This is a genomic window from Mycobacterium shimoidei, assembly GCF_900417275.1.
GTDB lineage: Bacteria > Actinomycetota > Actinomycetes > Mycobacteriales > Mycobacteriaceae > Mycobacterium > Mycobacterium shimoidei.
This window is the reverse complement of the sequence record NZ_UEGW01000001.1, coordinates 710,238-735,411: the sequence shown is the minus strand read 5'-3', so window position 1 is coordinate 735,411 and position 25,174 is coordinate 710,238. Positions and strand designations below refer to the sequence as shown.

Sequence of the window (25,174 nt, the reverse complement as noted above, 5' to 3'; positions counted from 1 at the left end):
GCCATGGTGCCAGAAGTCGGCTGCTATCGTCCCTTGGTTGTGCCTGAGATGAGTCGACGCAGCATGATGTTGACAATCGGGATCGGCGCAGCGGCTGCCGCGATCCCGGCACCCAAAGCCCGGGCCCACCCGGCACAGCCGACGCCGAGCGCGCCGGCCCCCGGAGCCACCGCCGGGGCGTTCCTGTTCCACGATGAGTTCGACGGCCCGGCCGGCTCGGCCCCCAATCCGGCGAACTGGACGGTGTCGAACCATCGCACCCCGGTCCGCAACCCAGTCGGCTTCGACCGGCCCGAGTTCTGGGGGCAGTACCGCGACAGTCGCGAAAACGTGTTCCTGGATGGCAAATCCAACCTCGTTCTGCGGGCCACCAAAGACGGCAACAGCTACTTCGGCGGGCTGGTCCACGGCAACTGGCGTGGAGCCATCGGGACCACCTGGGAAGCGCGGATCAAGCTCAACTGCCTCACCGGTGGGTGCTGGCCGGCCTGGTGGTTGTCCAATGACTTTCCCGGGCGCGAGGGCGAGGTCGACCTACTCGAGTGGTACGGCAACGGGGAATGGCCGTCGGGGACCACCGTGCACGCGGATCCGTTCGGCACTGCGTTCGAGACCCACCCCATCGGGGTGGACGGCGAATGGCACACGTGGCGGGTCACCTGGAACCCGACGGGCTTCTACTTCTGGGAGGACTACGTCGACGGCGCGGAACCGTACTTCAGCGTTCCGGCGATCGGCATCGAAGACCTCAACGACCCGATTCGCAAGTGGCCGTTCAACGACCCCGACTACACGATGTTTCCGGTGTTGAACCTTGCCGTCGGTGGGTCCGGTGGCGGTGACCCGGCGTCCGGTTCCTACCCGGCGGAGATGCTCATCGACTGGGTCCGCGTCTTCTAGGCCAGCGCTACACCGTGGCCCGGTCGTGCCCTTCCCAATATTGTTTGCGCAGATCCCTTTTCAGGATCTTGCCGGTCGGGTTACGGGGCAGCTCGTCCTTGATGTCCACCGTCTTGGGGCACTTGTAGTGCGCCAGACGCTCCCGTGACCACTCGATCAGCTCGGCTTCGGTCACGTCGCCGTCCACCGTGACGACGGCCTTGACCGCTTCGCCCCACCGTTCGTCGGGCACGCCGAACACCGCGACATCGGTGACCGCCGGATGGTCGGCGAGCACCCGTTCGACTTCGATGGAGTAAATGTTCTCGCCGCCGGAGATGATCATGTCCTTGAGCCGGTCCTCGACAAAGATGTAGCCGTCCTCGTCGACGCGGCCGATGTCACCGGTGCGGAACCAGCCGTCTTCGGTGACGGCCTCAGCGGTCGCGTCGGGTCTGTTCAAGTAGCCCTTCATCAATTGTGGTGTGCGGAACCACAATTCGCCTGGTTGGCCGGTCGGCACGTCGGCGAGGGTGTCCGGGTCGACGACCCGCAGCTCGGCATTGGTGATCAGGGTGCCGGCGCTGACCAGCCGTTCGGGATGGTCGGTGTCGCGGTGCGCGTCGGGCATCAAATGACTGATCACGCCGCATACCTCGGTGAGCCCGTACACCTGGATGAAATCGGTGCTGGGCCAGGCCTCCAGCGCGGCCCGCAGCAACGGCAGCGGCATCGGCGAGGCGCCGTAGAAGAAGGTCTTGAGTTGGCCGAACAGCTTGATCGCGTCCGGGCCGGACTCGAGCACCTTGGCCAGCACCGCCGGCACCAGAAACGTCCGGTTGGCGCCCTGCAGAATCGCACCCGCCAGCGACGCCCCGTCGACCTCCCGGGTCATCACGCTCGGCACGCCGTCGTAGATGCCGAACTGGACATAGGACGATCCGCCGACGTGGAACAGCGGCATCGACACCATGTTCTTGTCGCCCTCGTCGAAGCCCCAGCCCTCGTGTGCATTGATGGTGTGCGCCAGCACATTTGCCTGGGTGAGGGCGACTCCCTTCGGCCGCCCGGTGGTGCCCGACGAGTACATCACCATGCACACGTCGTCGGGTGTGACGTCGGCGCCGCGCGGAACCGGTGCGGCCTGGGCGAGCAGCGCCTCGTATTGGTCGCCGTCGCCGCCCTCTGGGGTGACCTCGACGACGTGCTCGACGGTCTTGAGCTTGTCGCGGATCTTGTCGATGCTGGGCCGCAACTCGGTGCCGACGATCAGCAGCTTGGCCCCGCAGTCGTTGATGACGTAGTCGAGCTCGTCGGCGGCGAGCCGGAAGTTGATGATCGCGTTGGCCGCGCCGATCGAGGCGGCCGCCATCGTCAACTCGACGCACGCCGGGTGGTTCTTGTCGAGGAACGCGACGATGTCGCCGCGCCCGATGCCCCTGTCGGTGAGCGCTCCGGCCAGCCGCCGCACCCGATCGTTCCATTCCCGCCAGGTCCAGGTACGGCCCAACTCGGTGCCCAAATAGGTGAACGCCTCGTCGTCGGGCTTGAGGTCGGCCCAATGGGTCAATCGGTCGTCGAGAAAGCGGGGCTGGAGTCGCGGTTCACTCATGCTTTGAAGGGTGCCAGCTCTTTTATATCCGTGTCCAGTAGCTGGGTAAGTGGGGGACCCGCTGAAGTGGCTGCCAGAGGCAATTAGTTATGATTTCGTGACTATTCCTCCGTTTGCTCGTAAGGTGCTTCCGTGGGCCGTCACCGATTACCCAACGACCGACGCCGGTCATCGGTAGCCCTGGCCGCTCTGGGAGCCCCGGCTGCGGCCGTGTTCTTTACCGTCAGCGGAAGCGCTCATACCTCTCCTGATCCCAGCCGGGTCGGCGGCGGCGATGCGCCGTGCTGCGTGCAGGTTGTGGCCGCCTCGCCGGCCGCGCTGTCATCTGCTCGTGCTGGTCTGAGCGAACCGATGGCGGCGTCGAGAATGCGGGTGGTCCACGAAGAAGCTCCGCAGGCACTACCGCCGGGCAAGGCTCCTGAGCGAGGTCTCCAGGTCAAGACGATCCTGGCGTCGCGCACGATCAGCGCGGTCTTCCCGGAGATCCAAAGTATCGGCGGCGTTCGACCCGACGCGCTGCGCTGGCATCCCAACGGGTTGGCCCTCGACGTGATGATTCCCAACCCCGGCAGTGCCGAGGGCATAGCGCTCGGCAATCAGATCGTGGCCTTCGTGCTCAAGAACGCCGATCGGTTCGGGCTACAAGACGCCATCTGGCGCGGCAGGTACTACACACCGGCCGGCCCGCAAGGATCCGGGTACGGCCACTACGACCACGTCCACATCACGACCACCGGCGGTGGATACCCGACCGGCGGCGAAGTCTACATCCGCTGACGCGCAGCGGAATCATCGATTCGTAGTCGAAGTTGCGTCGAGTTGTGACACCGTCGTGACTCCTTCCGTCCTTGCGGCTCAGTACTTTTTATGGGGTCGGCGTTTCGAACATCACCGTTTGGAAACGGCGCGGTGCGGCGCGTGTCGTGTTTGGCAGTGGTTCTGCTACCAATTGAGTGCATGTTCAACAGGGCCTTGGCCGCCGATGGCCAGGTCCGAGTAGAGGGGTGACGTTTGATGGCGGTCTTCGGTCGATTCGACATCAAAGCAATTGCCGGCGTTGGGTTGTGCGCGGCCGCTGTGGTACTGAGTCCGGACGCGGCGGCGGCCCCGCTGAAAACGGGCGGCGCCGCATGCCTCCATGAAACGTCAGGCGAAGTGGCGGCAGCCGGCGGCGAACTGGCAGCGGCCGGCGGTGCAGCTGCCGGTGGTGCGGCGGCTGGCGCGGGTACGTGCGGAGCGGCTAGCGCTGCGGTCGCCGACATGGCCGGTGTTCCGTTGGCGCTGCCCGGGCCGGTAGGAGCCCCCGTGCCGGCGGGCGCACCGGTGCCGGCAGGGGCTCCTATACCCGCTGGGGCGCCGGTGCCGCTCGGCGCCCCCGTGCCGCTGGGCGCGCCGGTGCCGGCTGGTGCTCCGGTCGCGCCGGTGGTGCCGGCCGGTGCGCCGCTGATCGCGCTCGGAGGGGCTCCGGCGGGTGCTCCACTCGTCGATATGTCCGGAACGTACGCGGGCAAGGATGAGCCGACTGGGCCGCCGCCGTCCGGCGGGCCGGTGCCCGGTGAGCCGGTTGCGCCCGGTCCGGCGGGCGCTAGCTAGCGGCCCATCCACAACCGTAAACAGTTAGTGAAAAGCCTGTGCGCCGAGAGTATTTCGGTGCACAGTCTTTCGCGCGTCAGTTGAATGCCGAGTCTCGCGAAGCCACCCGATGTGGTCGCTCTACTCCTGATTCCTGCACAATCACCGGGTCGCCGATGTTGACCGTGTTGAAGTACCACTCGGCGTCCTCGGGGCTCAGGCCGATGCAGCCATGGCTGACATTCTCCAGCCCAAGTGAATTGACGGCCCACGGAGCTGAATGCACGAAGAGCCCACGGTTGGTGATCCGCACGGCGTAATCCACCGGAAGGTGGTAACCGCTCGGGTCGTCGACGGGGATGCCGACGCTGCTGGAATCCATCACCACCGAGCGTTCTTTGGACAACACCGAATAGACGCCGACCGGCGTCGGGAATTCGGGTCTGCCCATCGAGGCCGGCAGCACGCCCTCTTCTCCCCAGTGGGGTCGATGATGTGGTGCCGGCCGTCGCGGCGGCGGTCCCGTCTCGACGCCGTCGATGCTCACGGTGAACGTGTGATCCGCGATATCGGCAACGCCGACAACCGCAGGGCCCGTTTTGAATTCAGCCGACAGCCCGCTCACCGACAGCTCCACCGTGCTGTGCGCCGGCCAAAACTGGTCGGGAACCCACTGCACCGCCCGATCGTCGAGCCACTCGAATTTGCCGGTCATCGCGGGTGTCGATTTGACGTCAAGGGCACGCTCGACGGCGTGCCGATTGGCGACGGGCGCATCGAACGTCACTACCACGGGGTGCGCCACACCCACGACCTCACCTCGCGTCGGTAGCACCGAGGCGATGGTGAACCCTGAAGGCTGGTTCGTTGCCACCAGGCGTATGTCTGCCGGCCCCGCAACCACACTCGCAGCGATCCCGACAATCGCAAGAACGCACCCAACAGCCGCTCGCATGGCTTCAATCCTTTTTAGTGAACCCTTTTAGTGAACAGAGTTGCAATAGTTGATCGTAGGTGTGTGGTGATGCGTGGAAGCGCAAGGGCGCGTGAGCGATTCGGTCAAGGCTTCGTCACGGTTTGGCTACGGCGAGCCATAGCGCAACTCGATTGCGCTATGCGTACAGTCGGCACCGCGCGACGAGTATGTCGGCCAGTCGCTCGGGTTCGCTGATCATCAGCATGTGACAGGTATCAATCTCGATCAGCGTCTGCACACCACCGAGCGCCGCGATGCACCCGCGTTGAGTTCGTGTTGAGATGGCCCGGTCACGCCGGGTGAGTATCCAGGTGCGTGGCACCTCGTCGGGCATCCCGCTGCGGTCCACGCTTTCCAAGGCGATGGCTGGTGAATCGGGATAGCAATGATCGAGTGTGAAATTGACTTGTGCGGGTGTCATTCCGTTGCAAAAGGCGAACTTCACCCACGCGGTCGGGAGGCGGCCCGCACGGCCCTTCTGCACGTTGCGTTTCGCGGTGCGCCGCGCATACCACCCCAGTGCGCCGGGCAGCGTGTCGACGAGGGCGGCACCGTCCGGTGGTACGAACGCCGTCGCGAGGATCATCTCCAGTACTCGTGTCGAGCCAAGCTTGGTGACGACGGCGGGGACCGTCACGCCCGCATAGGAATGGCCGACGATGATCAGGTCGTCGTCGGGTGCAGCGTTTTCGATATCGGCAACCACCGAGTCAACCCACTCCTCGATGCATGCCGTGATGAGGTTGCCTGGTTTGCCGCGGTGCCCCGGCAAATCGACGGCGAGCACTTTGACCGTCGGATCGGCGCGATGGATCGCATCAATGGTGGGGTCCCAGCAATCGCCGGCGAAGCCGCCTCCATGCACGAGAACCAATGCCGGCAGTGCCAAGCCGAGCCTCCTTCGGCGCAGTACACGCAGGACCGAATGGTAGGAGGCGCGCTACTGCGACACGCAGGATTCACCTAGGTTCGAACCCGTGCGCAGGACCATCGACTGGGACGGCGACGCGGTCACGATCATCGACCAGACCGCGCTGCCCGGCGACTACCGGGTTCTTCGTCTGCGCACCGTCGATGAACTCATCGACGCGATCCGGCGCCTGGCCGTCCGCGGCGCCCCGGCGCTGGGTGCGGCAGGCGCGCTGGGCGTTGTGCTAGCGGCCCGCGAGGGCGGTGACGTACGGGCCGCGGCTGAACGGGTCGCGAAGGCGCGGCCGACTGCCGTCAACCTCAGTTGGGGAGTTGCCCGCGCGCTCGAGAAGCTCGACGAGGGCACCGAAGCCGTGCTCGCCGAAGCCCTGGAAATCCTCGACGAGGACGAACGCCTCAACCGCACCGCATCCGCCCACGCCGCCGAGATCGTCCTCGCGGTATGCGATCGCCGCCCGCTGCGGCTGCTCACCCACTGCAACGCCGGCCATCTGGCCACCGTGGCGTGGGGCAGCGCACTCGGCGTCGTCTGGCACCTTCACGACCGCGGACTCGTCGAGTCGGTGCTGGTGAACGAGACACGTCCACTGCTGCAAGGTGCCCGGCTCACCGCGTGGGAGCTGGCGCAGGCCGGTGTGCCGTACCGGGTGCAGCCGGACGGCGCTGCCGCGGCGGCAATGGCGCGCGGCCTGGTCGACTGCGTGCTGGTCGGCGCCGATCGGATCGCGGCCAACGGCGACGTAGCCAACAAGATCGGCAGCTACGGCCTGGCCATCGCGGCCGATCGTCACAGCGTGCCGTTCGTCGTGGTCGCGCCGTCGTCCACGGTCGACACCTCGATCGCCACCGGCGCCGACATAGCCATCGAGGAGCGGACGCCCGACGAAGTCAGGACGTTCAGCGGTACCGCGATCACCCCCGCGGACGCGGACGTTTTCAACCCCGCTTTCGACGTGACCCCGGCGGAGCTGATCACCGCCGTCGTCACCGAGGACGGCCGCTACCTGCCGACGCCCGGCCCGCCTCGCGCATAGGCGATGTCGCCTCCGGTCATCGCTCGTGCTTTTGGTCGCCGATGGTGATGACCTTGCCGCGGTTGATGGACACCCAGTCGCGGGCTTCCAGGTATGGCCGGAACGTCTCGGCGATGCATTGCTCGTCGGCAGGAGTTTTCGGTCGCTGCAGTTCGTATAAATGCGGAAACTCCGTCCAGGCGACGACGGCGTCCCACAGTCGAACCGCGGCATCGCCGGTGGGCGGATCGATCAACACCGGCCCGAACAGGCATTGCCCGTCAGGGAAGTACAGCGTGGGCACGCCGTAGCCGCCGGCATCGACGACCCGTTGATGGTCGGCCATTACCTCGTCGTGGGTCGTCGGGTCGGCGATCGCCCGGTCGACAAGTCCGGGATCGAAGCCGAGTTCTGAGAGCAGGTGGCGGGCAACGGATTTCTGGTGCGGCTTGTGGCCCTCGACGTGCAGTGCGCGGCCGGCGCGTTCGTACCACGCGTCGACGTCGGCCATCGACTGGCGACGCAGCAGCGCCCCGATGCGCATCATTGACCAGCCGTAGGACCACTCCCGCTCCCATGGATGCTTCTTGCCCTCTTGGCGGTTGATCTCCTCCAGGCTGAAGAAGCGCCAGTTCACCGCGAGGCCTGTCAGCTCTCGCACTTCGCGGATCCACCGAGACGTCTGATAGGCGTACGGGCACATGACGTCGAAGTGGAAGTCGACGGAAACTGGGCGACTGGTCACATCGTGAACCTCAGGTTGCGGGCGGTGCGGTCACCGAGCTCGTCATCGCCCTTCCAGGTGACCGCGCCGGAATCGATTTGAGCCTGCGGGTCGATGCGTCCGCACGCGAGCTGGATGAAGGTTGTGGAGTTGGTGCTCAGCGTCACGTCCGGATTATCAAGGCGTTCAACTTTTTTCGCTCGTCCATCAACGGCGACGTGTAACTGACGCGCGATCGGTCCGGTAAGGTTGAACGTGACGCTCTTTCCGTCGGGCAGGCCCACCTTCTTGCCGACGATGTAGCCGAGGGAGCCAGCTACCTCGGCCAGCGCGATCTCGGCGCTGATACCGGTGTCGTCGGTTTTGCGAGCGAGCGGCGTGGTGATGTCACGTTCGTGTACCCAGAAGTCGAACACCCGGATCTCCAGGAACCGCCCGTAGGTGCCGGGGCCAACCGGCGTCCACGACGGCCGCTGGAGATCGGTCTCCGATAGCGCGGCCAGATCGCTACGCCGGCGGTCATAAACGCCGCGGACCACTCCAAGATAAGCGGCGCCTTCTCGGTTGGCCTCGCGCAAGAAATCCGCCGCCTTGTCGAATGGTGGCGGGGTCTGGTCGTCGTCGGGCAACCACCCCGCCATCACCGCCTCGATGCTGGTGACGTGGTTTACCACATCGCGGACTGTCCAGTCCGGGCATAGAGACTGCGCTCGCCACTCGGCATCGCTGAGGCCGGCGCACAGAGCTTCCATCGCGGCGTAACAGGCCTGCAGAGCGCTGACAATCCTGCTCAGGCTGCCAGCTTCCGGTGTTTCCAACGGTCGTCCTCTCCTCTACACCAGGACTGTAGCCGGGCAGCTAGCCGGGCGACCGCGTGAGTCGCAGCGGGCCCACAGCCGAACGCGGTACGGCTCGCGCAGGGCACGCGCCAGGACGACGGGAGGTCATCGAACGATTCAGCCGGATAACTTGTCGATTGAGGTAGTGCGTTACGCGTGTCGGAGCCTGCGCCGTTCTGCGACACTTTAACTTTGCGTCGCCACGGGGGCGATACATCAGACGCGAAAGGAACGCCATGCCTCCTACCGAATACCAAGTCGTCAGCGGCGACACCCTCTGGGGGCTTGCCGAGCGATTCTATGGAGACGGCAGCCTGTCTGCTGTCATCTCGGCTATCAACCATCTCGCCGACCCCGATCAAATCGACGTCGGTCAAGAATTGTTGATTCCCTACGTCACGTTCCGCCACCAGGTGAGGGTTGAGGACGGGAAAGAGAGTCTGGCGCAACAGTTTTACGGTGATCCTAGCCTCCTCGAGATCATCCCGATCGCCAACCACGCCGCACAACGGGACTTGGTGGTCGGCGAGTGGCTGCTGATCCCCGATCTGGCCAACGCGCACGGTCACCAAGTGGTTTCGGGCGAGACGTGGGAGGTGCTCGCGGAGCGTTGGTACGGCGAGTTCGGTTTGTGGCCGATCATCGCGATCGCCAACCACATGGAGAATCAGGACCCGCCAGTCGGTCAGGCGATAATCCACCCGCGCCTGAATTGGCGGCACACCGTGGTCGCCGGCGACACCTTGTGGCAGCTCGCCGCCAACTATTACGGCGACCCGGGCGATGAGGAGCGGACGAAGACGATGGTGGAAATGGTCGCGGCTGCCAACCACATCCAGGATCCGGACCAATTGCAGGTCGGACAGGTACTTTTCTTCCCGTCGTTCGACTAGTAGAACCGGTATAGGGGTATTCGAGTAGCGCGCTACCCGTGTTCGCCATCCACTCGTGGACCACGATGGACTCAGGCTGACAAGTCGAGAGAGGCCCCAGTATGTCATACTTCGCACGCCTCGCGGTCCGCAGTCCGCAGCCGTTTGACATCGTCGGCGACAGCTTCCTCTTGTGCGGCTTAGGTGGCGCGTTTGAGGGAGTGGTGGGGTCGGCAAGACTGACCGACCGCAACGGCGCAGTGCTGACCGAGATTTCGCCGATGTTTGTGCCAGGCAGCGGCTCTTTGTTCACCCTTTTCGACTTCGCGGTTACGTATGGTGTGCCCGCGACCGCGGAGGGGACATTGACAGTCGACGCGGATAACCCAAGCGGGCTGCCCGAGAATGACTTTCGGGTGACTGTCCCGCTGACGTTCGGACGCCCCCTGTTGGGTTCATCCTATGCCGGATTTTCGCAGCACCTCGTCGTCGCCGGTGACACGCTGTTCGGCATCGCGGAGAACAGCTACGGCGACGGCAATTTGTGGCCGCGGCTGTTCACTGCCAACCGGGACAGGATCAGCGACCCCGACCTGATCGAGGTCGGCGAAGTCTTGCGAATCCCGTTCGAGGGGCCGTAGAACCTGGGCGCAGGCCTTGGCGCTCGAGATACGTTGAGAACATGAGTGCTGCCGGCATCGTCCTCGTCGCACTCGCGATTGCCGTCGGAATTATCGGCATCGTGGTGCCGCTATTGCCGGGCACGTCGCTGGTGTTCGTCGCGATCGTGGTGTGGGCCGTCGTCGAGAACAACATCACCGCGTGGGTGACACTCGGCGTGGTGGCCGCGCTGCTCGGTGTGGCGACATTGATCAAATACATCTGGCCCGTGAAGCGGATGCGGGCCGCCGACGTGCGCAACCTGAGTTTGGCAGCGGGCGCGCTGGTGGGCATCATTGGTTTCTTCGTAATCCCGGTGATCGGCCTGGTGATCGGCTTCGTGCTGGGTGTCTACGTGGCGGAGTTGGCCGCCCGCGGAGACCAGCGAAAGGCATGGACCTCGACGAAGCACGCCGTGAAAGGTGTCGCGTTGTCGATGGGTGTCGAGTTGGCTGCCGCACTGCTCGCCACCGCCGCGTGGGTGTCCGGGGTGTACCTAACCCAGTAGGCGCCGCGCTGAGAGCGTTGTACCCCGAATGGTTTCCAACGACTTCGTGCTCTTCTCGGCGACCAGGCCGCTGACGATCTGTTCGATGGGCGGCGCGTATTTAGTGGTTCCCAGGTGTCCTTGTGGTTGATAGCGGAATCGATCTGGACAGGTGGGGCCAGCAAACAGGTTCGGCGTGAGCATCTGACGGACTGTGGCCGTTCATGCAGCTGCCACCTCATCGAGATCGGATGGCCGGCTGCTTTTCAAAGATCGCCGGCACGATCTCGTCGAAGCCCTTGAGGGCCAAGGGCTCAACGTGCCAACCCGGCTGTTTCTCGACTGCCGTCGCAGTGGATTGGGCCATGACAAGATGACCATCCTCAGCTCTCCCGCAGAGCCGGGACGCGAGGTTCACTGCGCTTCCAACGGCTGTGTACTCGAGTCGTGTCATGGAGCCGATGGCACCAACCGCGCATTCTCCCGAGGCGATCCCGACGCCGACACCGAGCGGGGCGTCGGGTGAGGAGTAACCCGCCATGAGTAGGCCCACTTCGGCGAGGAGATGACGGGCCAAGTCCACGGCGGCGTGGGCATGGTCAGGTCGCGGGAGCGGGGCGCCGATGAGGATGAGGATCCCGTCACCCGCAAAGTCAGTGATAGTGCCGCCGAACCTCCTGGTGATTTCGACGACGATTTCGTAGTACGTCTGCAGGACCTCAGACATGAGGTCCGGGCCCTTGCGCTGGGTGAATGCGGTGAAACCCCGGAGGTCGATGGACAGCGCGCTGAGTGACAGGGTCCTTCGACGAAGGGTCTCGGTCAGGCCACGTTCCCGAATGGTTTCGGCGACCTCGGGGGACAGGAACCGAGCCAGGTTCGCGCGCTCTTCGAACAACGCCTGTCGTTGGCGCTCGATGATGCGCTGGTCGTGATAGGTACGTCGGGTGACCCGCTCGATCGCCAGGGAGACGACGAATCCGGACATGAGGGCGGTCACGGGGATGAACACACCGACGATGAAGTCGTTGAGCGGCATCCGCCCGTCAGCAAACCGCACCACCGCAATGACTTCGGCCAAGGCGATGTAAGGCACCACCGACGCGAAACTCAGCCCGGGAGGCAGCCGGAACAAGGTCATCCCGAAGAACGCGGCGAGTGTGACGCAGCCCGCTGTGATGGCGAAGTTCTCGAACTGGATCGTCATCAGCACGGCCAAAACGCCGCCGAAGAGGTTAATGGTCGCTGTAAAGGGCATAAGCCAAGACAGGAACCGATCCGAGTTGGCGATGGCGGCGCCCAGAAGATGCTGCACGACCGCGACCGCGATGAGAAAGAGTGCCAGCGTCCGCAGTTTCAGGAGCGCGCCGAACGAAACAGCAACGAAGGCGAGACTGGCAGCTAGGGCGCCGCCGTACATGGCAAACAACGTGAACGGCCGAACATGGCGCTTCCGCCACGCTTGATAGTCGAGCTCGACATCGGTACGAGTGAAACGCAGACCGTAATGGTGTGACGCCAGGCTCTGCTCAAATGTGTCCACCAAGACCCCTTTGAGCCGACAGCCCCATCCGACTCGGCCCAGCATCCCAATCAAAGCCATGGTGGGCAACGACCACACAGGCTGTGGCCTCAATAGACGTAGGACAGGCAATCGAGCCGTTGCCCGTCGGCGATTCGAGGTGGTCCACCTTGGAGGAGATCCTCAGTTCGACGGTGGTTGGTTCTCAGCCGTTGGCGGTTGGCTCACTCGTTCCCCCTTTTTGTGGCGTTGACAGGAGCCAAATCTAAGGCGCACAGCGGTTACCTAGTAGCGATTCAGGCAACGCCAGCTAACAATGTTGTGCCGCTCAATCGGTAGCACCGCCCGCAAACACGGGAGCAAGGCGGGAGCGAGTGTCTCGGCGTATTCAGATAGCAGCGCGGAAGCCGAGGCTGACCAGCTAGATGTGGAGCCGATGACGGGAATCGAACCCGCGTTCTCAGCTTGGGAAGCTGATGTTCTGCCATTGAACTACATCGGCAGGATGCTGGCACAGAAGGCTAGCATTTGGCGCCGCGTCGCTCATCAACAACGTTAGGCCAGGGATACGCTCGTCGCGTGCTGCTCTCCGATCGCGACCTTCGGGCCGAAATCGCCGCCGGCCGCCTCGGCATCGATCCGTTCGACGACACGCTGGTGCAGCCGTCCAGCGTCGATGTCCGCCTCGACAGCCTGTTTCGGGTGTTCAACAACACCCGCTACACCCACATCGACCCAGCCCAGCAGCAAGACGAGCTGACCAGCCTGGTGCAGCCCGTCGACGGCGAACCGTTCGTGCTGCACCCGGGCGAGTTCGTGCTCGGTTCGACGCTGGAGCTGTGCACGCTGCCCGACGACCTCGCCGGTCGGTTGGAAGGGAAGTCCTCGCTGGGACGCCTGGGCCTGTTGACCCACTCGACGGCGGGTTTCATCGACCCCGGCTTCAGCGGCCACATCACGCTGGAGCTCTCCAACGTCGCCAACCTGCCGATCACGCTCTGGCCGGGCATGAAGATCGGCCAGCTGTGCATCCTGCGGCTGACCAGCCCGGCCGAGCATCCCTACGGCAGCGCGCGGGCCGGTTCGAAGTATCAAGGTCAGCGCGGGCCGACGCCGTCGCGCTCCTACCAGAACTTCCTCAAGTCCACCCAGATGTGACCACAAGGAGATTCCTTAGGAGTCCCTATGCATAACTGGTCGGCCGGGAGTTCGACGGTAGCCTCGAAGTAGCGGTTCAATCGCGCGGAAGTGCTGCTGCAGCGGTGAACTCACTGGTAGAGGGTGTGCGCGGCAAGCGCCCCCCGGCGCGGTGTGTGTTCAGCTAGCGGATGACTTGGAGGAATGGTGGACACCGTACTCGGTGTGTCGATGGCACCCACGACGGTCCGCTTGGTGCTGGTCGAGGGGGAAAACGCCGACGGAGCCACCGTAGACCAGGAAAACTTCGCGCTGGCCGGTGGTGATGAGGCCGCGGCCAGCGCACCCGATCAGGTGATGTCGGCGATCCTGGGTACCCGGGAAGGCGCCGCCGAAGCCGGTTATGAGCTGGTTTCGATCGGTGTGACGTGGACCGATCAGCGGGCCGCGGCGGTACTGCGGGACGCTCTGGCCGCCCGCAAGATCGAGAACGTCATGCTGGTCTCGGCCTTCCTGGCCGCGGCCGCGTTGGCGCAGTCGGTGGGCAACTCGATCGGTTATCGGCACACCGCGTTGCTGTTCGTCGAGCCGGACACCGCGACGCTGGCGGCCGTGGATAGCACGGACGGGTCGATCGCCGAGGTGCGCCGCGAGGTGCTGCCCGACGACGATGACGAAGCCGTGGCCAAAGTGGCCGAGTTGGCGTCAGGCGCCCAGAACTTGGAAGGCCACCCGGACGGCGTGGTCGTCGTCGGGTCCGGCGTGGATATTCCGTTGATCAAGCCGGTGCTGGAGGCGGCGACTCCACTTCCGCTCAGCGCGCCGGAAGAGCCGGACACCGCGCTGGCGCGCGGAGCGGCATTGGCGTCGGCGAACGCGCCGCTCTTCGCGTCGTCGACCGCGGCGGTGGCCTACGCTCACGATCCGGGCACCGGCAACGTCGATCCGTATCTGCTCGAGCTGGCCTATCGGGCCAGCGCCGACGCGCCCGCCGCCGCAGACACGGGGGAGGGTCTGGCCTACAGCGCGGTCGGGGACGCGGACGCCGGGCCGTTAACCGGGGCGGTAGCCGACGACCTACCGGCCGAGCAGCCGAGCCGCCGGCCATTTCTGGTGGCCATGAGCGTGCTGACGATATTCGTCGTCGGCGTTGTGACGCTGGTGATTTCGCTGGCCGTGAGTATCCGGCCGTCGGTCGAGGATCGGCCCAGCCTCAGCCAAAACGTGATCACCCCACACAAGCAGTCGCCGCCGGCCCCGCTGCCGAAGGCTCACGTGCCACCTCCGCCCGCTGCGGCTGCACCGGCCCCGGCTCCAGCCGCGGCGCCGGTTCCGGCCGCACCCCCCGCGGCGACTCCCGCACCCGTGCAGGTGCCGGCCGCCGTTCCGGCTCCCGCGCCCCCTCCCGTGAATGTGCGGGTCCCGGCGCCGGCACCTGCACGGGTGCGGGAGTCGCCNTCCTAGAGCCAGCGGCCGACTGACGGCGAAGATTTGGGAGGAGTAGTGGACACCGTACTCGGGGTGTCGATGGCACCCACGACGGTCCGGATGGTGCTGGTGGAAGGCCAGGACGGCAATGGCGTCATCGTCGAGCAGGACAACTTCGACGTGCCCGCCACCGCACCGCTGAGCGCATCCGAGCGGGTGATCTCAGCGATCCTCGGCACCCGCGAGGGTGCCGCCGAAAGCGGCTACGACCTGCGATCGACAGGGGTCACCTGGACCGATCCGACCGAGGCCGCCCAACTGCGTGATGCATTGGCCGCGCACAAGATGGAAAACGTCATGCTGGTGTCGGCGTTTTTGGCCGCGGCCGCGCTGGCACAAGAGGTCGGCAACGCCGTCGGCTATAGCCGGACCGGGCTGGTGTTCGTCGAACCCGACACCGCGACGATGGCCATCGTTGAGACGGCTGATGGCTCGATCACCGACGTGCGCCGCGAGCCGCTCACCAGCGGCGATACCGCCACCGAGCTGGCCGCCCTGGTGCGCGATATGCAAACCTCGGCCGCTTCGCCAGACGGGTTGTATCTCGTCGGCTCTGGGGTGGACATCGCACCACTCAAGCCCCGGCTAGAGGCCACCACCCCGCTGCCGGTGACCGTGCCCGAGGAACCGGACACGGCGCTGGCCCGCGGTGCGGCGCTGGCGTCAGCGCACGCGCCGTTGTTCTCGTCGGCTACCGAGGCGCTCGCCTATGCGCGGGATCCGGGAACCGGAGCGATCGACCCGTACGCGGTGGCGCCGGCATACCAACCGGACTTCGACGCGCCCCTCGATGCGGGCGGCGCCGCCCTGGCCTACAGCGCCCTCGCCGATGACGAAGCCGACGCCTACACCGCCGTCGCCGACCAGCAGGATCACGGCACGCGACGGCGCATGCCGGTACCCCTGCTGGTCAGCGCGGTAGCCGCGATATTCGTAGTCGGGGCGGTGGCGCTGGCTGTCGCGCTGGTTGCCACGATGCGCCCGACGCCCGCCGACAATCCCAATCCGGAAAGACAGGTCGTTCCGGGCACTCAGCTGCCGGAGCAAGCAAAGCCACCGGCCCCGCCCGCGGCCCCCACTCCGCCGGAGGCCCCTGCGCCTGCGGAGGTGCCTGCTCGTGCGGAGGCACCCGCACCTGCGCCGGCGGCGCCGGCGCCGGCGGCTCCGGCTCCGGTAGCTCCCGCGCCGGCACCTGCCGCCCCGGCACCCGCGCCAGTGGCTCCGGCCCCGGAGGCTCCGCCGCCGGTGGCTCCCGCGCCGGCACCTCCGCCCGCGGCTCCGGCTCCGGTCCCCATTCCGATTCCGGTCGGTCCCCCAGGACACGGCCCGTTCAACCCTGGTCACGGCGGAGGCGGCTGGGGACCGGGCGGCGGTCACGGCAGCGGCGGCCCCGGCGGTGGCGGCGGCGGTGGCGGCATCCCCGGTCTGCCCAACATCCCGGGTATCCCGGGCCTGTAGCGCAGCGCGGCCCGCAGCGGCGTCCCGTGATTAGCCGGCGCGTAGCCTGACCGCGTGGACTACGCGGCGGCATTTATCGAGCAAAATCGCGCATTCGGACAGGTGATTTGTAGCGCCGACCCGTCAACCCCGGTGCCGACCTGCCCGGGCTGGACACTGGAGCAGCTGTTTCGCCACGTCGGCCGTGGCGATCGCTGGGCGGCGCAGATCATCACCGACCGTGTCGACGAGTTTTTAGACCCGCGCAAGGTCGAGGGCGGCAAGCCCCCACCAGACCGCGACGACGCCATCTCCTGGTTGCACGCCGGCGCGCGGCGGCTGATCGACGCCGTCGAGCAGGCCGGGGTCCAAACACCGGTCTGGACTTTTCTCGGGCCGCGGCCGGCGAACTGGTGGATCCGTCGACGCCTGCACGAGGCCGCCGTGCACCGCGCCGACGCCGCGCTGGCCGTCGGTAGCGACTATGTGCTCGAGCCGCAGTTGGCGGCCGATGGCATCACCGAGTGGCTGGAGCGCGTCGAGGCCCAGGCTGGCTCTGACGACACGCCGCTGCCGATCGAGGGCGACCACACCCTGCACCTGCACGCCACCGACCCGGGGCTCGGCGCAGCCGGTGAGTGGACCATCCGCGTCGACGGCGGCCGGATCAGCTGGTTGCATGATCACGGCAAGGGCACGGTGGCGCTGCGCGGCACCGCGACCGACCTGTTGCTGGCGATCACCCGGCGAGTTGCGGTCGCTGACACCGACATCGCGATGTTCGGCGACGATGCGGTGTGGCAGAACTGGCTCGACCACACGGCGTTCTAGACGGCGCTCACGAGGTACGTTGCACACCATGACCACATCGGAGATCGCCACCGTGTTGGCATGGCACGATGCGCTCAAGGCGGGCGACCTCGACACGCTGGTGTCGCTGTCCAGCGACGACATCGAGGTCGGTGACGCGCACGGCGCGGGGCAAGGCCACGACGCGTTGCGGAGCTGGGCTGCGGCCCGCCCCCAGAACGCCGAACTTGGCCGGATGTACGTCCACGACGGTGTCGTGGTGGTCGAACTCAAGCTCGCCGATTCCACTGCGGCAGCGGCATTTCGGGTGGTCCATGACCGGGTTACCTCGGTATTCCGGCACGATGATCTGCAAACCGCCTTGGCGGCAACCGATTTAACCGAAAGCGACCTCGTCGACTGAGGACTGATGATGCGTGGAATCATTCTCGCCGGCGGTTCGGGTACCCGCCTTTATCCGATCACCATGGGCGTGTGCAAACAGTTGCTACCCGTCTACGACAAACCGTTGATCTACTACCCCCTGTCCACATTGATGATGGCGGGCATTCGCGATATCCAGGTGATCACCACCGCCCATGATGCCCCGTTGTTTCACCGACTGCTTGGCGACGGATCGTCATTCGGCATCAACATCAGCTACGCGGTCCAAGAGCGCCCCGAAGGGCTGGCGCAAGCTTTCGTCATCGGCGCCGACCACATCGGCAACGACTCGGTGGCACTGGCGTTAGGGGACAACATCTTCTACGGCCCCGGGCTGGGCACGAACCTGAGCCGGTTCCAAAACGTCCGCGGCGGAGCCATTTTCGCCTACTGGGTGGCCAACCCGTCGGACTACGGTGTCGTCGAATTCGGCGCCGACGGCATGGCGCTGTCGGTGGAGGAGAAGCCGGCCACACCGAAATCGCACTACGCCGTGCCGGGCCTGTATTTCTACGACAACGACGTGGTCGAGATCGCTCGAGGTCTGCGCCCGTCGGCGCGCGGCGAGTACGAGATCACCGAGGTCAACCAGATCTATCTGAATCAGGGCCGGCTCTCCGTGGAGGTGCTGGCGCGCGGCACAGCATGGCTGGACACCGGGACGTTCGATTCGCTGCTGGACGCCAGCGACTACGTGCGGACTTTGGAGCGCCGGCAGGGTCTCAAGATCGGCATCCCCGAGGAAGTGGCGTGGCGGATGGGCTTCATCGACGACGAAGCCCTGACACAGCGCGCCAACACGCTGCTCAAGTCCGGCTACGGCAGCTACCTGTTGCAGCTGCTGGAAATGCGGTGATCGCCTACTGACGGTAGCTGGCCAGGAAGTTGCCCAGCCGCTCGATCGCGTTCGCCAAATCGCGCGACCACGGCAGCGTCACGATACGCAGGTGATCCGGTGCGGGCCAATTGAATCCGGTGCCCTGGGTGACCAGGATCTTCTCCTGCAGCAGCAGATCCAACACGAGCTGCTCGTCATCCTCGATGTCGTAAACCTCGGGATCCAGCCGCGGGAACGTGTAGAGCGCGCCGGCCGGTTTCACGCAGGAAACCCCGGGGATCTCGTTGAGCTTGGTCCAGGCCACGTCGCGTTGTTCGCGCAGTCGTCCGCCCGGCAGCACCAGGTCTTCGATGCTTTGGTAGCCGCCCAGGGCGACCTGAATAGCATGCTGCGCAGGAACATTCGGGCATAGGCGCATATTCGCGAGCAGATCAATGCCCTCGATGAAGCTACTCGCATGGTCCTTGGGGCCGGTGATTGCCAGCCAGCCGGCTCGGTACCCCGCCACCCGATAGGCCTTGGACAATCCGTTGAACGTCAGGCACAACTGATCTGGCGCCACCGCGGCCATGCTGACGTGCTTGGCATCGTCGTAGAGGATCTTGTCGTAGATCTCGTCTGCGAGCAGCAGCAGCTGATGCTTGCGCGCCAAGTCAGCCATCTGCTCGAGTACTCCGCGACTGTAGACGGCACCCGTCGGGTTGTTCGGGTTGATCACCACCAGTGCCTTGGTGCGTTCGGTGATCTTGGACTCCAGGTCGGCGATGTCCGGCTGCCAGCCTTGGGTTTCGTCGCACAGGTAATGGACCGGGGTGCCCCCGGCCAGAGACGTCGACGCCGTCCACAGCGGATAGTCGGGTGCGGGGATCAGCACCTGGTCTCCGTTGTCCAGCAGCGCCTGCAGGGTCAGCGTGATCAGCTCGGAGACACCATTGCCCAGATAGACGTCGTCGACATCGAATCGTGGGAAGCCCTCGACGAGTTCGTAGCGGGTGACCACGGCCCGGCGTGCCGGAAGGATGCCTTTGGAGTCCGAGTAGCCCTGCGCGTACGGCAACGCCTGAATCATGTCGCGCATGATCACGTCGGGTGCCTCGAAGCCGAATGGCGCCGGGTTGCCGATGTTGAGCTTGAGGATGCGGTGACCCTCGGCTTCCAGCCGTGCGGCGTGCGCGTGCACCGGGCCGCGGATCTCGTAGAGCACGTCCTGCAGCTTCGAGGACTGCGCGAACGTCCGCTGCCGCTGCTGATGCGCGGCCGCATGCCACGGCAGCTGGTGAGTAGTCACGTCAACCATGGTGCCATGGCTGTCCAACAGAAATTTGCCAAACGCCGTTACCGCTTGCCCGGTGGGCGGGCTCCGCGCGCGATACCCAGGCCTTTCACCGGCGGGGCCGGGGGAGCCTCAGCTTCGCTGGCGCCGTCCTTATCGGTGGCTGCGTCCGCGGCCGGGGGCTTCGCTTGCGATTCCGGTTCGCCCTTTGCCTCACCGGTCGCGGGCTGCGCGGCGGCGGTCTTCTTGGCGCCGGGCCGTTTGGCGCCGGCGGCGATCCCGAGCCCCTTGACCGGCGCGGCGGGCTTGGCCTCTTGCGCCTTCGGCTCCGATTGCGCCGGCGCGGCGGCGGTCTTCTTGGCGCCGGGCCGTTTGGCGCCGGCGGCGATCCCGAGTCCCTTGGCTGGGGCAGGAGCCTTGGCTTCCTCGGTCGACGGCGCTTGGGCCGCTTCGGCTTTGGGCGCCGTCTTCTTGGCCCCGGGCCGCTTCGCACCACCGGCGATGCCGAGACCGGTCACGGCTTTGGCGGCCTTTTCTTCGGCGGGCGCGGCAGCCTGTGGCTCTTCGGTTGTCTTCGCCGCCGCGGTCGCAGCCGGCGCCGCAGCCGGCTTCGGGGCGGCCTTGGCGGCCCGCTCGGCCGCGGCACCCTTCTTCGGTAGCGTCACCGTGCTGCGGTCGATGGTGTCCAGCAGGATGTTCGCCACGTCGCGCACATCGACGTCCTCACGGCCGGCCGCCTCGGCGCGGTCGTTGACGCCGTCGCTGACCATCACCCGGCAGAACGGGCAGGCGGTGGCCACCGTGGTGGCGCCGGTGCCCAGGGCCTCGTCGACCCGCTCGTGGTTGATCCGCTTGCCGATGTGCTCTTCCATCCACATCCGCGCGCCGCCGGCGCCGCAGCAGAAGCTGCGCTCTGCGTGCCGCGGCATTTCGGTCAGCGTCGCACCCGATGCGCTGATCAGCTCACGCGGCGCCTCATAGACCTTGTTGTGCCGGCCCAGATAGCACGGGTCGTGGTAGGTGATCGACGGTCCGTCACCGTCGAGCGGCTTGACCGAAACCAGCTTCTTGTCGCGCACCAGCCGGTTGAGCAGTTGGGTGTGGTGCAAGACGGTGTAGTTGCTGCCCAGCTGCTTGTATTCGCGGCCCAGGGTGTTGAAGCAGTGCGGGCAGGTGACGACGATCTTGCGGTCGACGGTTTCCACGCCTTCGAACACCCCGTCGAGTGTTTCAACGGCCTGGGCGGCCAGCTGCTGGAACAAGAACTCGTTGCCCGACCGGCGCGCGGAGTCCCCGTTGCAGGTTTCCCCGGTGCCCAGCACCAGATACTTCACGCCCGCGATGGCCAGCAGCTCGGCGACGGCCTTGGTGGTCTTCTTCGCCTTGTCGTCATAGGCACCGGCGCAGCCGACCCAGAACAGGTACTCGAAGCCGTCGAAGCTGTCGACGTCCTCGCCGTAGACGGGAACGTCGAAGTCGACCTCACTGATCCAGTTGGTGCGGTCCGCGGCGTTCTGGCCCCACGGATTGCCTTTGGTCTCAAGGTTTTTGAACAGCACCGACAGTTCAGAGGGGAACTCCGACTCCATCATCACCTGATAGCGGCGCATGTCCACGATGTGATCGACGTGTTCGATGTCCACTGGGCACTGCTCGACGCAGGCGCCGCACGTCACGCATGACCACAACACGTCGGGGTCGATCACACCGCCCTGCTCTTCGGTGCCCACCAGCGGGCGGTTGGCCTGCTCGGGCCCGGAACCGGGCACCCGGCCGAAACCGGATTCCGGAACGTGGTGCCCCTCGCCGCGACCGGACTCGATGTAGCCGCCTTCGGCGTCGGCCTCTTTATTGCCGAGCAGATACGGCGCCTTGGCCATCCAGTGGTCGCGCAGGTCCATGATGACGAGCTTGGGCGACAACGGTTTTCCGGTGTTCCAAGCCGGGCACTGCGACTGGCAGCGGCCGCACTCGGTGCAGGTGGCGAAGTCCAGCATCGCCTTCCAGCTGAAGTCCTCGATCTTGCCGCGGCCGAATTCCGCGTCGTCCGGCGGGTTTTCGAAGTCGATCGGTTTGCCATCGGATTCGATCGGCAGCAGCGGACCCAGCCCGTCGGGCAGCCGTTTGAAGATGACGTTGATCGGCGCCAAGAAGATGTGCAGGTGCTTGGAGTGCAGCACGATGATCAGGAACGCGAGCATGACGCCGATGTGCAGCAGCAGCGCCACCGTCTCCAGGATCTCGTTGCCGGTGTGGCCGAGCGGACGCAAGATCGTGCCGAACAACTGGGACAGGAACGCGCCGTTGCCGTAGGGCAGCGTCCCGTTGTTGACGGCCGACCCGCGCACCAGCACGTAGGTCCAGATGACGTTGAAGATCATGAACAGGATCAGCCACGCGCCACCGGTGTGTGAGCCGTAGAACCGCGATGTCCGGCCTATTTCACGCGGGCTGCGCATGATTCGGATGACGGCGAACGTCGCGATACCGAGGAACACCGCGGTCGCGAAGAAGTCCTGCAGGAATCCCAGTGCGTCCCATCGGCCGATGATCGGAATGTGGAAGTTGGGCACAAAAAGCAGCCCGTACGCCTCGATATAGACGGTCAGCAGGATGAAAAAGCCCCACATCGTGAAGAAGTGGGCGAGACCGGGGATCGACCATTTCAACAGCCGACGCTGCCCGAACACCTCGGAGAGCTCGACCCAGATCCGGCCGACGATATTGTCGGTGCGGCCGCTGGCGGGCTGGCCGGACAGCACCAGTCTGGCGAGCCAGCTGACCCGCCGCAGGGCGAACAACCCCACGATGGCCGTCATGCCGAGCCCGACTACCAGTCTGATCAGCGTCTGCGTCTCCACGGAGTCTCTCCAATTCTGAAGTTACTGATCGGTAACTCAATTCTGGTTACTAGCCGGTAACTTAACTGCTAGGCGTGCTCATAGTGTCACCTTCGCGGCGCTGACCGCGACAAAGGCTGTCCTAAGTTGACCCATCTAGTGATTGAAGCGATGGCCCGGGATGTGGGGCACGTATTCGCGCCAACGGTGGCGATGGGACGGCGGCGGGGGGACCGGCGCTTCGGTGCCCAGCGGTGGTTCGGCTGGTCCCGCGCTCGTGGTGGGCTCGACCGTGGTGGTTGTCGTTGTTGTCGTTGTTGTCGTTGTTGTCGTGGTGGTGGTCGACGTCGCGGTCGATTGGGTGGTGGTCGGCGAGGTGGTACTCGCCGGTGCGCTTCCGCTGCTGTCGTTGGCCAGGATCACCAGCCCGGAGATGATCACCGCGATCAGAATCGCGACTAGTAGGCCCCAGCCCGTCAGCGCCCAGGGTTTGAGATACCACGGCGACGGTGTTTCGGTGCGGGCGAACAGCTCGTACGTATTGCTACCGGCGCCCGAACCGTCTGAGTAGTCGTCGTCGTGGTCTGGTCGTTGGCTGCCCACCACGGGGAGCGATCGTAACGCTTCTGCCGCCGCCCGGCAGGCCGGCGCTGCTGCCACAACTCATACTGAGGCCGCGATTCTCAGCAGTTACCTTTCGGCGCAATCTTTTTCAGAAATGCGGCGGCAGTGTGATGACGGTCGGTACGTGCGGAATGGTGATCGTCGGCGGCAGCGGCGGCAGCGGCGGCAACTTGGGCAGGCGTGGCGGCTCATGCACGGGAGGGTGCCCGGCCGGCGGCTGGGCAGGGGCGTTGGTGTTCGCCGGCGGTGGCGGCGGTGGCGGTGCCTCTTCGGTCGAGCTCGACGGAGCAGTGGTGGCAGTCGTGGTGCTGGTCGTCGACGGGGTGGTGGTGGTCGTGGAGCTCGGCGTCGTCGACGTGGTGGGCGAGGGCGCGCCGCCACCGCCGGTGGAAATCTCGACGATGCCGTAAGCGATCAGGGCGATCAGGATGGCGACCAGCAGCGCCCAGGCGGCCACCAGCGAGCGTTTGCGATACCACGGGGCCGGTGGCCGGTCCGGCTCGGGTGGTGGGCCTGGCTGCGCACCGGCGGGGGGTTGTTGTCCGGCCGCGCTGTAGTCGGCCATCCTGGTCGGCTGCTTGCTGGGGTCCTCCGGCGGGCCGTAATTCGCCACGGACCCGATGGTACGCAGCGTCCAGCCTCAGAGCTGCCGTTGCACCTCGGCGGCGAACAGCTCCAGATGGTCCAGATCGGACAGGTCCAGCAATTGCAGGTACACCCGCTGCACGCCGACTTCGGTGAATGGCCCTAACCGGTCGACGATCTCGTTCGGTGTGCCCACCAGCGGAGAGTTGGTCCGCAGCTCGTCGAGCTCGCGCCCGATGGCCGACGCCCGGCGAGCGATTTCTGCGGTGTCTCGTCCGGCGCACACCACGAAGGACGCGGAATAGACCATCGAATCCGCGGACCGTCCGACAGACTCGACTGCGCTGCTGACCCGCTCGAATTGAGTGCGCACCGTGTCCAGCGAAGCGAACGGCACGTTGTACTCGTCGGCGAACGTCGCGGCCAGCGCCGGAGTCCGTTTGGCGCCCAACCCGCCGACGACGATCGGCGGGTGCGGACGCTGCACCGGTTTGGGCAATGCGGGCGACTGGGAGATCGCGTAGTGGGTTCCGGCGTAGTCGAATGTTTCACCGATCGGCGTGGTCCACAGCCCGGTGATGATCTCAAGCTGCTCGGTGAGCCGGTCGAATCGCTCGCCCAGCGGTGGGAAGGGGATGGCGTATGCCCGGTGTTCGGGCTCGAACCAGCCGGTGCCGATACCGAAATCGATTCTCCCGCCGCTCATGTCGTCGACTTGGGCGACCGAGATGGCCAGCGGTCCGGGGTGTCGGAAGGTCGCTGACGTGACCAGGGTGCCCAACCGTATCGACGAGGTCTCCCTGGCGATCGCGCCCAGCGTCACCCAGGAATCCGTCGGGCCGGGCAGGCCGTCGCCGCTCATCGCCAGGTAGTGATCGGAGCGGAAGAATGCGGAGTAGCCCAATGATTCGGCGGTCTGCGCGACGACGAGCTGCGTGCCGTAACTGGCGCCTTGTTGCGGTTCTACGAATACCCGAAAGTCCACGCCCGACAGAGTAGGCCGTCGGACGTTTAATACGTTTCCACCCTCTCGATGCTGACGAACATGCCGTGGTCGGTGTGGCTATTGGTGAAGCGGGTGCCGCTTTGGGTAGCCACGATCGTCCAGCCCTGCGCGTCGTAGGTGCGATAGTCGATTGTGACGGTGGGAATGTCGCCGAGATTGCCCAAGATCCAGTGCACCTCTCCGTCCGCGGTGATGCTCACGCCGTTGGCGTGCTCACCGTCCTGCATCGGGGAGTTGGTGAACGGCGCTTCGCACCCGACGCTTTCGGTGTTGATCTGGCAGCGGGTCTGCCCGGATTTGGTTTCGATGAAGACATAGCCGTTGTGATCGGGCGGCAGCGAAACGGCGCCGGGGGGCGCCTGCGGCCGCGTCGGGCTCGGCGGTGGCGACGGCTTCCTCGTCGGCGGCGGCGGTAGCGTCGGCTTGGCCCTGGGGTAGGACGGTTCGGTCGGGCCGGCGCCCGGGAGTGCTTTCGGCGTGCCGTCGACCGTCGAACTGCACCCGGCGATCAGCGTTGCGCCCGACAGCAGGCTTGCTAGTGCTATCTGCGATAGCCGCACGTACGCCAGCGTACTGACGAAGTGACGCAAGTGACTGCAGTGACACGCTTCGCCGGCGTGCTCGCGA

24 protein-coding genes, 1 tRNA gene and 1 pseudogene are annotated in these 25,174 nt (G+C 65.7%); 13 read left to right on the top strand and 13 right to left on the bottom strand.

The window, feature by feature from the left end:
* Nucleotides 1–33 precede the first annotated feature (33 nt).
* Nucleotides 34–900: a glycoside hydrolase family 16 protein gene (locus tag MSP7336_RS03645; RefSeq protein WP_069396061.1), complete on the top strand. Its 867-nt coding sequence runs from the start codon at nt 34–36 to the stop codon at nt 898–900.
* 7 nt (nt 901–907) lie between these two features.
* Here MSP7336_RS03645 and MSP7336_RS03640 read toward each other — a convergent pair whose 3' ends face one another.
* Nucleotides 908–2,491 carry a long-chain-fatty-acid--CoA ligase gene (locus MSP7336_RS03640; RefSeq protein WP_113963064.1) on the bottom strand — a complete coding sequence of 528 codons (1,584 nt, stop codon included), beginning with the start codon at nt 2,489–2,491 and terminating at the stop codon, nt 908–910.
* A gap of 132 nt (nt 2,492–2,623) precedes the next feature.
* Here MSP7336_RS03640 and MSP7336_RS03635 point away from each other — a divergent pair, with 132 nt between their 5' ends.
* Both MSP7336_RS03635 and MSP7336_RS03630 read left to right on the top strand, forming a co-directional pair.
* Nucleotides 2,624–3,268, top strand: coding sequence for a VldE C-terminal domain-containing protein (locus MSP7336_RS03635; protein WP_113963063.1), 645 nt, complete (start codon nt 2,624–2,626; stop codon nt 3,266–3,268).
* Nucleotides 3,269–3,505: 237 nt separating this feature from the next.
* Complete coding sequence (locus MSP7336_RS03630) at nt 3,506–4,084, top strand: hypothetical protein (protein ID WP_069396023.1); 579 nt, start codon at nt 3,506–3,508, stop codon at nt 4,082–4,084.
* A 76-nt stretch (nt 4,085–4,160) separates the two neighbouring features.
* On the opposite strand, the gene MSP7336_RS03625 is transcribed toward MSP7336_RS03630, so the two are convergent.
* Nucleotides 4,161–5,018, bottom strand: coding sequence for a L,D-transpeptidase (locus MSP7336_RS03625; protein WP_069396022.1), 858 nt, complete (start codon nt 5,016–5,018; stop codon nt 4,161–4,163).
* A 157-nt stretch (nt 5,019–5,175) separates the two neighbouring features.
* Nucleotides 5,176–5,928 carry an alpha/beta fold hydrolase gene (locus MSP7336_RS03620; protein WP_113963062.1) on the bottom strand — a complete coding sequence of 251 codons (753 nt, stop codon included), beginning with the start codon at nt 5,926–5,928 and terminating at the stop codon, nt 5,176–5,178.
* A gap of 88 nt (nt 5,929–6,016) precedes the next feature.
* Between MSP7336_RS03620 and mtnA the strand changes: the two genes are divergently transcribed.
* On the top strand, nt 6,017–7,003 hold the full coding sequence (mtnA, locus tag MSP7336_RS03615; protein ID WP_113963061.1) for an S-methyl-5-thioribose-1-phosphate isomerase: 987 nt from the start codon (nt 6,017–6,019) through the stop codon (nt 7,001–7,003).
* Between the two features lie 16 nt (nt 7,004–7,019).
* Here the strand turns inward: mtnA and MSP7336_RS03610 are convergent, their stop codons facing one another.
* Nucleotides 7,020–7,727, bottom strand: a complete 708-nt coding sequence (locus MSP7336_RS03610; protein WP_113963060.1) for a mycothiol-dependent nitroreductase Rv2466c family protein — start codon at nt 7,725–7,727, stop codon at nt 7,020–7,022.
* Entirely contained in the window at nt 7,724–8,524 is an 801-nt protein-coding gene (locus tag MSP7336_RS03605) for a maleylpyruvate isomerase family mycothiol-dependent enzyme (protein ID WP_069396018.1), read from the bottom strand. Before MSP7336_RS03605 ends, MSP7336_RS03610 begins: the two co-directional genes overlap by 4 nt.
* 257 nt (nt 8,525–8,781) lie before the next feature.
* On the opposite strand from MSP7336_RS03605, the gene MSP7336_RS03600 reads away from it, so the two are divergent.
* The 3 genes from MSP7336_RS03600 (at nt 8,782) to MSP7336_RS03590 (ending at nt 10,585) form a co-directional block, all read left to right on the top strand.
* Nucleotides 8,782–9,438, top strand: coding sequence for a LysM peptidoglycan-binding domain-containing protein (locus MSP7336_RS03600; protein WP_069396017.1), 657 nt, complete (start codon nt 8,782–8,784; stop codon nt 9,436–9,438).
* A 101-nt stretch (nt 9,439–9,539) separates the two neighbouring features.
* On the top strand, nt 9,540–10,058 hold the full coding sequence (locus MSP7336_RS03595) for a LysM peptidoglycan-binding domain-containing protein (protein ID WP_069396016.1): 519 nt from the start codon (nt 9,540–9,542) through the stop codon (nt 10,056–10,058).
* Between the two features lie 41 nt (nt 10,059–10,099).
* Nucleotides 10,100–10,585, top strand: coding sequence for a DUF456 domain-containing protein (locus MSP7336_RS03590; protein ID WP_069396015.1), 486 nt, complete (start codon nt 10,100–10,102; stop codon nt 10,583–10,585).
* Between the two features lie 217 nt (nt 10,586–10,802).
* On the opposite strand, the gene MSP7336_RS03585 is transcribed toward MSP7336_RS03590, so the two are convergent.
* Both MSP7336_RS03585 and MSP7336_RS03580 read right to left on the bottom strand, forming a co-directional pair.
* Nucleotides 10,803–12,107 (bottom strand): adenylate/guanylate cyclase domain-containing protein, encoded by a 1,305-nt coding sequence (locus MSP7336_RS03585; protein ID WP_181786535.1) that lies wholly within the window; start codon nt 12,105–12,107, stop codon nt 10,803–10,805.
* Nucleotides 12,108–12,514: 407 nt separating this feature from the next.
* Nucleotides 12,515–12,588, bottom strand: a tRNA-Gly gene (locus tag MSP7336_RS03580).
* A 77-nt stretch (nt 12,589–12,665) separates the two neighbouring features.
* Between MSP7336_RS03580 and dcd the strand changes: the two genes are divergently transcribed.
* The 6 genes and pseudogenes from dcd (at nt 12,666) to rfbA (ending at nt 18,237) form a co-directional block, all read left to right on the top strand.
* Nucleotides 12,666–13,244, top strand: coding sequence for a dCTP deaminase (gene dcd, locus MSP7336_RS03575; RefSeq protein ID WP_069396013.1), 579 nt, complete (start codon nt 12,666–12,668; stop codon nt 13,242–13,244).
* 183 nt (nt 13,245–13,427) lie between these two features.
* A pseudogene (locus tag MSP7336_RS24045) lies at nt 13,428–14,660 on the top strand (DUF7159 family protein); the annotation flags it as partial.
* Nucleotides 14,661–14,726: 66 nt separating this feature from the next.
* Nucleotides 14,727–16,169: a DUF7159 family protein gene (locus MSP7336_RS03565; RefSeq protein ID WP_232321014.1), complete on the top strand. Its 1,443-nt coding sequence runs from the start codon at nt 14,727–14,729 to the stop codon at nt 16,167–16,169.
* A gap of 54 nt (nt 16,170–16,223) precedes the next feature.
* Complete coding sequence (locus MSP7336_RS03560) at nt 16,224–16,979, top strand: maleylpyruvate isomerase family mycothiol-dependent enzyme (RefSeq protein WP_069396012.1); 756 nt, start codon at nt 16,224–16,226, stop codon at nt 16,977–16,979.
* Nucleotides 16,980–17,007: 28 nt separating this feature from the next.
* The gene (locus tag MSP7336_RS03555; protein WP_069396011.1) at nt 17,008–17,361 is read left to right on the top strand and encodes a nuclear transport factor 2 family protein; all 354 of its coding nucleotides are present in this window, start codon (nt 17,008–17,010) and stop codon (nt 17,359–17,361) included.
* 9 nt (nt 17,362–17,370) lie between these two features.
* Nucleotides 17,371–18,237, top strand: a complete 867-nt coding sequence (rfbA, locus tag MSP7336_RS03550) for a glucose-1-phosphate thymidylyltransferase RfbA (protein ID WP_069396058.1) — start codon at nt 17,371–17,373, stop codon at nt 18,235–18,237.
* A gap of 4 nt (nt 18,238–18,241) precedes the next feature.
* Here rfbA and MSP7336_RS03545 read toward each other — a convergent pair whose 3' ends face one another.
* From MSP7336_RS03545 to MSP7336_RS03520, 6 genes are all read right to left on the bottom strand, one after another.
* Entirely contained in the window at nt 18,242–19,534 is a 1,293-nt protein-coding gene (locus MSP7336_RS03545; RefSeq protein WP_113963059.1) for a pyridoxal phosphate-dependent aminotransferase, read from the bottom strand.
* A 20-nt stretch (nt 19,535–19,554) separates the two neighbouring features.
* Nucleotides 19,555–22,311, bottom strand: coding sequence for a heterodisulfide reductase-related iron-sulfur binding cluster (locus MSP7336_RS03540; RefSeq protein WP_425325761.1), 2,757 nt, complete (start codon nt 22,309–22,311; stop codon nt 19,555–19,557).
* 177 nt (nt 22,312–22,488) lie between these two features.
* Nucleotides 22,489–22,938 carry a hypothetical protein gene (locus MSP7336_RS23665; protein ID WP_181786530.1) on the bottom strand — a complete coding sequence of 150 codons (450 nt, stop codon included), beginning with the start codon at nt 22,936–22,938 and terminating at the stop codon, nt 22,489–22,491.
* Between the two features lie 106 nt (nt 22,939–23,044).
* Nucleotides 23,045–23,569, bottom strand: a complete 525-nt coding sequence (locus MSP7336_RS03530; RefSeq protein ID WP_113963057.1) for a hypothetical protein — start codon at nt 23,567–23,569, stop codon at nt 23,045–23,047.
* Between the two features lie 27 nt (nt 23,570–23,596).
* Nucleotides 23,597–24,526 (bottom strand): LLM class F420-dependent oxidoreductase, encoded by a 930-nt coding sequence (locus MSP7336_RS03525; RefSeq protein WP_113963056.1) that lies wholly within the window; start codon nt 24,524–24,526, stop codon nt 23,597–23,599.
* Between the two features lie 26 nt (nt 24,527–24,552).
* The gene (locus tag MSP7336_RS03520) at nt 24,553–25,107 is read right to left on the bottom strand and encodes a hypothetical protein (protein WP_113964756.1); all 555 of its coding nucleotides are present in this window, start codon (nt 25,105–25,107) and stop codon (nt 24,553–24,555) included.
* Between the last annotated feature and the right edge of the window lie 67 nt (nt 25,108–25,174).

What these genes read in the sequence shown, in the direction of transcription:
- MSP7336_RS03595 (WP_069396016.1), top strand. Translation starts at nt 9,540, where the DNA reads ATGTCATACTTCGCACGCCTCGCGGTCCGCAGTCCGCAGCCGTTTGAC.
- rfbA (WP_069396058.1), top strand. Translation starts at nt 17,371, where the DNA reads ATGCGTGGAATCATTCTCGCCGGCGGTTCGGGTACCCGCCTTTATCCG.
- MSP7336_RS03600 (WP_069396017.1), top strand. Translation starts at nt 8,782, where the DNA reads ATGCCTCCTACCGAATACCAAGTCGTCAGCGGCGACACCCTCTGGGGG.
- MSP7336_RS03625 (WP_069396022.1), bottom strand. Translation starts at nt 5,018, where the DNA reads ATGCGAGCGGCTGTTGGGTGCGTTCTTGCGATTGTCGGGATCGCTGCG.
- MSP7336_RS03540 (WP_425325761.1), bottom strand. Translation starts at nt 22,311, where the DNA reads ATGACGGCCATCGTGGGGTTGTTCGCCCTGCGGCGGGTCAGCTGGCTC.
- MSP7336_RS03640 (WP_113963064.1), bottom strand. Translation starts at nt 2,491, where the DNA reads ATGAGTGAACCGCGACTCCAGCCCCGCTTTCTCGACGACCGATTGACC.
- MSP7336_RS03590 (WP_069396015.1), top strand. Translation starts at nt 10,100, where the DNA reads ATGAGTGCTGCCGGCATCGTCCTCGTCGCACTCGCGATTGCCGTCGGA.
- MSP7336_RS03555 (WP_069396011.1), top strand. Translation starts at nt 17,008, where the DNA reads ATGACCACATCGGAGATCGCCACCGTGTTGGCATGGCACGATGCGCTC.
- MSP7336_RS03630 (WP_069396023.1), top strand. Translation starts at nt 3,506, where the DNA reads ATGGCGGTCTTCGGTCGATTCGACATCAAAGCAATTGCCGGCGTTGGG.